We start from the raw sequence: 5199 nt of genomic DNA on the forward strand, positions 1-5199 counted from the left end.
GCCGCATTCAGGACATTTGAGAGTATCAACATCCCATACCTTCTTGAGAAGAGCAGCCCACAGCTGTCTTCTTCGGCGAGAGGAACAAGACTGACTCTTCTCGGATTTCCCGGACATTTGAAGTGTTGTTGTTGTTATACCCTGGCGGCGTTCACGACCACGCCATGCCTGGCTGTAGGACCCGTAATAGATAACCTGCTTCGCTCCCTTCTTTGGGATGCGGGATGTTATGCGAGCTATCCACTCAAGGGGATCCTTGGAACACTCCATACCCAGTGCCGGTGGGGAACCGATCTGAAGAGTTCTTCTTCAAGGAAGACTGCAAGGTCTAATGACTTCCTCTTCGAGCAGGTGTCGCTAAAATGAGCCGCTATTCTGAGTTCCTGCAAGGCACTGGTGATTGAGCATAGCATCGCTATGTAATTGAACCAGTAACGCAGCAGGGGCTCAGAAGAACAAGAAGAATGCGACAGGTAATGCTTGACAGGGTACTAGTTGCGGTGAGAGTTCCCGAAATTCTGCAGGTATGAGCGTTTATGAGTACAGTATAGATGAACCTATTATCTAAGTCTTGTTAGAATATCTACCATTGCGTGTTTCAGTTCAGAGACATGATCTGCACAAATGTTGAAGATGACCTCTGCGTCGAGATCAAAGTAATGATGACTCAGAAAGTCCCTTACTCCTATAGCACCCTTCCAGTCGATTTCAGGATGATCATCCATTAATGATTTCCCACCATATTTCTCAAATCGCTTCAGATTCTCTCCGATAGTGATAAGCATTAGCACTATCCCGTCAAGCCTGTCGATACCCTCATCTTCCCTAAGAAAATCATCATGGGTCTTAATGCCTCTAAAACGGCGCTCGACTTTCTCGATGCTCTCCAATATGTGCATCGCTATGTCTTCCAGAAGCCTTATATCAGACGTAGACTGCCTCCCGTTTAATATGCTCCTTTAACAGAGCGTTCATTCTGCTTCTGTATCTAACAAGGTCCACGGGTGCTTGAAGGGCTTCTTCAAGCTGTTCCTTGGCGTGGACCATTGCGTAAAGATCCGGAGGCATTTCAACAACAATATCAACATCGCTGTCCATTTCGGCTTCGTTGCGGGCCACAGAACCGAAGACACCGATTTTTATGATCCCGAAGCGTTCTTTTAGTAAAGGCTTCAGCTTTCTCAGCACAATAAGTGTTTTTTCAAGGCTCATATCTAACCTCCGTCACAAGAACATCCGATTTTCTTGTGTATTGGTCAAGAGCTGGAGTTTGAACAGGTGCAGCTTCTCCATATTGTAGGACCCTGATATATTGGTAAATCTATCAATAGTAAGAGTCTGCTGAAGCTGGGGCAAGCGCTACTCGATTTCAACTCCAGTATTACCTTGAGCATCGGTCTTGATGAGATAGACATCAAACCCCCCGGCCCCAAAAGACAAGGTATTTCCCGCGATAATGTATCCTCCATCCCGAGTCTCCTGAACAGAATTTCCACTATCTGAACCTGTGCCGCCGTAAGTACGTTCAAAGGTGATCACTGCTTCGGCAGAAGTAGTAAGGATGAGACCTTCTATTATCACAATCGCACCCAGGATACTCTTGTACATTAGATGCCTTCTTTCTTTTTACACATTGATTTTCTCATAATAATGCTTATTGTTATATGTCAATTGAAGAATGAAATGCAAAACAGATACAGGAATAACAATGAAAACAATCAATTCGCTCCTGGTGTTGATGGCCCTTCTTGTGATCTTCTTTTCATGCGGCGGCAGTGATGAACCAATAGAGGACGACACAACTGATGATGTTGTCACTGTCGAGACTGATATGGAACCTGAGCAGATCTACGCTGCGGTTTCCATCGAGAATGGAGCTGGCGTGTTGAATGAGCTTCGTTTTGGAAACTGCAGCCCATCCAATAACGATGAGTGGGGTCCGAATTATGATTACGTTCCCGGTGAGGACATATCATTCGAAGTAGAACCCGGTGAGTACTACGATTTGAGATGTGTAGATAACGCACAGAACGAATACTATATCTGGGATGTTCTTATTGAACAGGACGGATTCAGATGGCAGGTTGAGCTTTCCGAAATGGATAATACATTTGCCGCCAATCCGCACGCATATTTCACTTCCAAGGGTGATGCTGCTGTAACAATCCACCTGAATCCCGGTTGCGGCGTAATCAAGCATATCTATTGCACACAGCTTAATAGTCAGGATCTATTGAATGAGGCGGATCGCCTCGACAGGGAGCTGCTTTACCCTGGTGATGAATTCACTTTTCATATTCCAACCGGTCACGGTTACAAATACTCCTTACGACTTGAGAATACAAATGGTGACGAGTTCTGGTTCTACGGTATCGTCATCGATGAGAACGGTTTATATCTGGATTTAACTCAGGATGATATGACATACCTCTAGAATCCCCGGGGCCTGACCTGGCATCTTAACATTTTCCGGTTTAATCAACTCCAGAAGTATTCCTGGCAGCCTGGAGAATGGTATCATTTTCGGTGATAACTGCAGCGTCGTGTCAAGTGTCAGATGGTGTGAAATCGCGAAGTTATCTGACGTTCCTTCGGCGGATTTTAACGACCATTTTATCCAGTTCCTGCAGGAATCTTGAACGATCCTTTTTCACGAAGGGTTTGGGGCCACCTATCATCATTCCCTGTTCCCGCAGATCATGCAGGAGATCCCTTATTGACAGAACGTCTCCGATGTTGTCCTCGGTGAAAGGGCGTCCCGTATTCCCCAGTACCAGTGATCCCTTCTTCAGACATCTCGAAGCAAGAGGTATGTCACCCGAAATTACAATGTCATCGCTGCCCGTGTGCTCAACGATCCAGTCATCAACCACATCTGCGCCTTTGTCAACAACAACCAGTTCCAGCCAGCTCGAATCCGGAGTACGCATCCAGGAGTTCGATACGAGAATGACCTTCAGACCGTATCGTTTTGCGACCCGGAATATCTCCCGTTTAACAGGACACGCGTCAGCGTCTACGTAGATGTCAAGCAACGGTTAAACCTACTTTCTATCTTCCTTCGGTGGTGGAACCTTGCTAAAGGCCCAGTATAGCGCAGCGTTGAGCCAGGAGATCTGAATAGAGTTTCTTCATTTCGTGCGAAAGAAAACTGATCTTGATAAGATCGAACCACTTCGGAGCGTAAGCGCTGAATGCGTTCATGCACTCAGTAATTACCTTCTCGTTGAGTTTCAGTCTTTCTATCCCGTAGTAGTCTACCCAGTCTCTGCGAGTGAGGTGGTGCTTTTTACCCCTCAGGGGAAGGGCGACTTCCTCAATATCATTCAATGATCTTCCCATGGCCTGCAGGGCAATTGATGAATTCAGATGATCGTAAAGCGGTGCCAGTTCGATCTTGCCCCTGCGCCGGATAAGTGAGAAATTCTTCAGATGCATATCCTCGTTGCCGCTCAGGTAACTGAAGAGGGATCTCTTGAAGAGCTTGAGTTTCTCAACCGCTGGAAACGTGCAGTGTTCATCAAGAATCTCAGCCAGTTTCTCCATGCTGGATCTGTACTTGGTCGATCTGTCCTTTCCACTTAGCTGGGCGAAGTCTTCCGTTGCCAGCTTTCCGGCTTTTCCCGCTCTGTCAAAACGCCTTACGAAGTATGTAAGTGAACCGTCCCTTGAGTAGATAAGACCCCTGAGTGGAACATCCATACCCGCAATATCGGCCATATGCATTGTAAGACCCTCATTCTCAGGCAGCTGGGGATAATCGCCATGCTGCGGCTTAAGAATGTAATGCGCGCCTCTGTCGACAATCTCGAAGACCGAGTTCTTCACGCTGAGGCTCGCGCTCAATTTGGGCTGTACGCCCTGTATTGATATTTTTCCAGCCCTGGCTATTGCTTCTCTTCTCTGCTCCATCGCCGAAAGGGGGAACACATTCAGTTTTGAGAGGTTGCGGTTCAGAAGGCGCAACCCTCTCTTGGAGTAATTGCCGGCATCGCACTCTCCGTAGGTTATCGGGCAGCGGTTCATTTTATTTCCTCAACGGTAACCGCGCCCACAAGCTCCCCGCCGATGGCCATTAACTGAGCGAAGCAATCATTTTTATCGATCCTGCACTGACGTAGCAGCCCTTCCAGCATGACTCCCTCGGGGAGAAGCCCCTCGAAGAAAGACGGGAATTTTAAGAATTCGTAGACATTCTGCTCTACAGGCATTGTGAGGGAGACAGGAGGACCAGCGTAATCATCCGAATAAGTGAACCTGTAATGCTCATTCAGCTTCAGCTCCTCAAGGGTGCCTGAATAACTGCCGTGCATGAATACCCTTGCCTGTCTTAAAGGGGTTTCCATTCTGTCATTCCCGTTCTTTTCATGCATCAGTTGTTCTCGCGTTCCAACAGTTTCTCATACTCCGTACTCAAGGGTCCTGAAAACTGAATATCAATATTCACTATCCCAAGGACAGCCAGAAGGCTGTCGATTCGCACTGAGGTTTTGCCCTTCTCAATATCGAATACTGTAGTCTTGCCTACTCCAGCCATGTTGGCCAGCTGAAGCTGTGTTAACCCGGCTTTCATGCGGTGGAACCGTACCTGTTTGCCCAGGCCTTCCATGAATTCATTTACATCGATCATTCTGGCTCCTTCATTTCTACTGCCATAACAGTAAAATACTCTGCATTATAAAGAAGTCAAGAGTTACATTTATGTGATATTACGAATATTACCGCTACAGCAGTAAATTGGCTTTATCTGCGAATTGAATACGAGGATACCGAACAACTCTGAGACTTCAACTGTTCCACTACTGTTCCTGAATAAAGAAACTCAAAACAGGGTTGATGCGCGTTTACTGTGTCAGTAGTCTTCGTTTATCTGCTGGTTGAACAGGATGGAATCACCGATGAAGGTTATTTCTATAGTTTCATCGCTGAGTCCATGGGTTACATAACCGAATCCGCCTTCAATGATACGTCCATCGGCAGCCTCTGCTCTGATTTGGAAGTGATCATCTCTGGTGTATACAACGGTGAATTCCTGTTCATCTCCGGGAGAAAAGTTCTCTATGGTCCATGTACTGTCCAGACCGATACCGTTACAGAACGGAAGCTCTCATCCGAATCGTTCCTGACCGTAATTCGGCTTTTCTCTCCGATACATCCGCTGATTGCAAGAATTGCCATTACTGAGATAAGGGACTTCTT

The 5199-nt window shown here is 46.7% G+C and carries 10 protein-coding genes; 3 read left to right on the forward strand and 7 right to left on the reverse strand.

Features of this window, described 5'->3' with window-relative positions; translation table 11 throughout:
- The coding region (locus K8S15_12395) for a hypothetical protein (protein MCD4776835.1) at window positions 1-366 on the forward strand (366 nt) is incomplete at its 5' end.
- A gap of 194 nt (window positions 367-560) precedes the next feature.
- On the opposite strand, the gene K8S15_12400 is transcribed toward K8S15_12395, so the two are convergent.
- The 3 genes from K8S15_12400 to K8S15_12410 form a co-directional block, all read right to left on the reverse strand.
- Window positions 561-899, reverse strand: coding sequence for a DUF86 domain-containing protein (locus K8S15_12400; GenBank protein ID MCD4776836.1), 339 nt, complete (start codon window positions 897-899; stop codon window positions 561-563).
- A 25-nt stretch (window positions 900-924) separates the two neighbouring features.
- The gene (locus K8S15_12405; GenBank protein MCD4776837.1) at window positions 925-1212 is read right to left on the reverse strand and encodes a nucleotidyltransferase family protein; all 288 of its coding nucleotides are present in this window, start codon (window positions 1210-1212) and stop codon (window positions 925-927) included.
- Window positions 1213-1359: 147 nt separating this feature from the next.
- Complete coding sequence (locus tag K8S15_12410; GenBank protein ID MCD4776838.1) at window positions 1360-1608, reverse strand: hypothetical protein; 249 nt, start codon at window positions 1606-1608, stop codon at window positions 1360-1362.
- Between the two features lie 100 nt (window positions 1609-1708).
- On the opposite strand from K8S15_12410, the gene K8S15_12415 reads away from it, so the two are divergent.
- Complete coding sequence (locus K8S15_12415) at window positions 1709-2434, forward strand: hypothetical protein (GenBank protein ID MCD4776839.1); 726 nt, start codon at window positions 1709-1711, stop codon at window positions 2432-2434.
- Window positions 2435-2576: 142 nt separating this feature from the next.
- On the opposite strand, the gene K8S15_12420 is transcribed toward K8S15_12415, so the two are convergent.
- Genes K8S15_12420 through K8S15_12435 form a run of 4 tightly spaced genes read right to left on the reverse strand, consistent with a single transcriptional unit; the run spans window position 2577 to window position 4609 of the window.
- On the reverse strand, window positions 2577-3035 hold the full coding sequence (locus K8S15_12420; GenBank protein MCD4776840.1) for a YaiI/YqxD family protein: 459 nt from the start codon (window positions 3033-3035) through the stop codon (window positions 2577-2579).
- 43 nt (window positions 3036-3078) lie between these two features.
- Entirely contained in the window at window positions 3079-4026 is a 948-nt protein-coding gene (locus K8S15_12425) for a HipA domain-containing protein (GenBank protein MCD4776841.1), read from the reverse strand.
- A complete protein-coding gene (locus K8S15_12430; GenBank protein ID MCD4776842.1) occupies window positions 4023-4346 on the reverse strand; it encodes a HipA N-terminal domain-containing protein in 324 nt (107 codons plus the stop codon). The genes K8S15_12425 and K8S15_12430 overlap by 4 nt, the downstream gene beginning before the upstream one ends.
- Before the next feature lie 26 nt (window positions 4347-4372).
- The gene (locus K8S15_12435; protein ID MCD4776843.1) at window positions 4373-4609 is read right to left on the reverse strand and encodes a helix-turn-helix domain-containing protein; all 237 of its coding nucleotides are present in this window, start codon (window positions 4607-4609) and stop codon (window positions 4373-4375) included.
- Between the two features lie 240 nt (window positions 4610-4849).
- Between K8S15_12435 and K8S15_12440 the strand changes: the two genes are divergently transcribed.
- A partial coding sequence (locus K8S15_12440) for a hypothetical protein (GenBank protein MCD4776844.1) occupies window positions 4850-5199 on the forward strand: 350 nt, incomplete at its 3' end.

It is taken from the genome of Candidatus Aegiribacteria sp., assembly GCA_021108005.1.
Classification (GTDB): domain Bacteria; phylum Fermentibacterota; class Fermentibacteria; order Fermentibacterales; family JCC-6; genus Aegiribacteria.

What these genes read in the sequence shown, in the direction of transcription:
- K8S15_12400 (MCD4776836.1), bottom strand. Translation starts at nt 899, where the DNA reads ATGCACATATTGGAGAGCATCGAGAAAGTCGAGCGCCGTTTTAGAGGC.
- K8S15_12405 (MCD4776837.1), bottom strand. Translation starts at nt 1,212, where the DNA reads ATGAGCCTTGAAAAAACACTTATTGTGCTGAGAAAGCTGAAGCCTTTA.
- K8S15_12410 (MCD4776838.1), bottom strand. Translation starts at nt 1,608, where the DNA reads ATGTACAAGAGTATCCTGGGTGCGATTGTGATAATAGAAGGTCTCATC.
- K8S15_12415 (MCD4776839.1), top strand. Translation starts at nt 1,709, where the DNA reads ATGAAAACAATCAATTCGCTCCTGGTGTTGATGGCCCTTCTTGTGATC.
- K8S15_12425 (MCD4776841.1), bottom strand. Translation starts at nt 4,026, where the DNA reads ATGAACCGCTGCCCGATAACCTACGGAGAGTGCGATGCCGGCAATTAC.
- K8S15_12430 (MCD4776842.1), bottom strand. Translation starts at nt 4,346, where the DNA reads ATGGAAACCCCTTTAAGACAGGCAAGGGTATTCATGCACGGCAGTTAT.
- K8S15_12435 (MCD4776843.1), bottom strand. Translation starts at nt 4,609, where the DNA reads ATGGAAGGCCTGGGCAAACAGGTACGGTTCCACCGCATGAAAGCCGGG.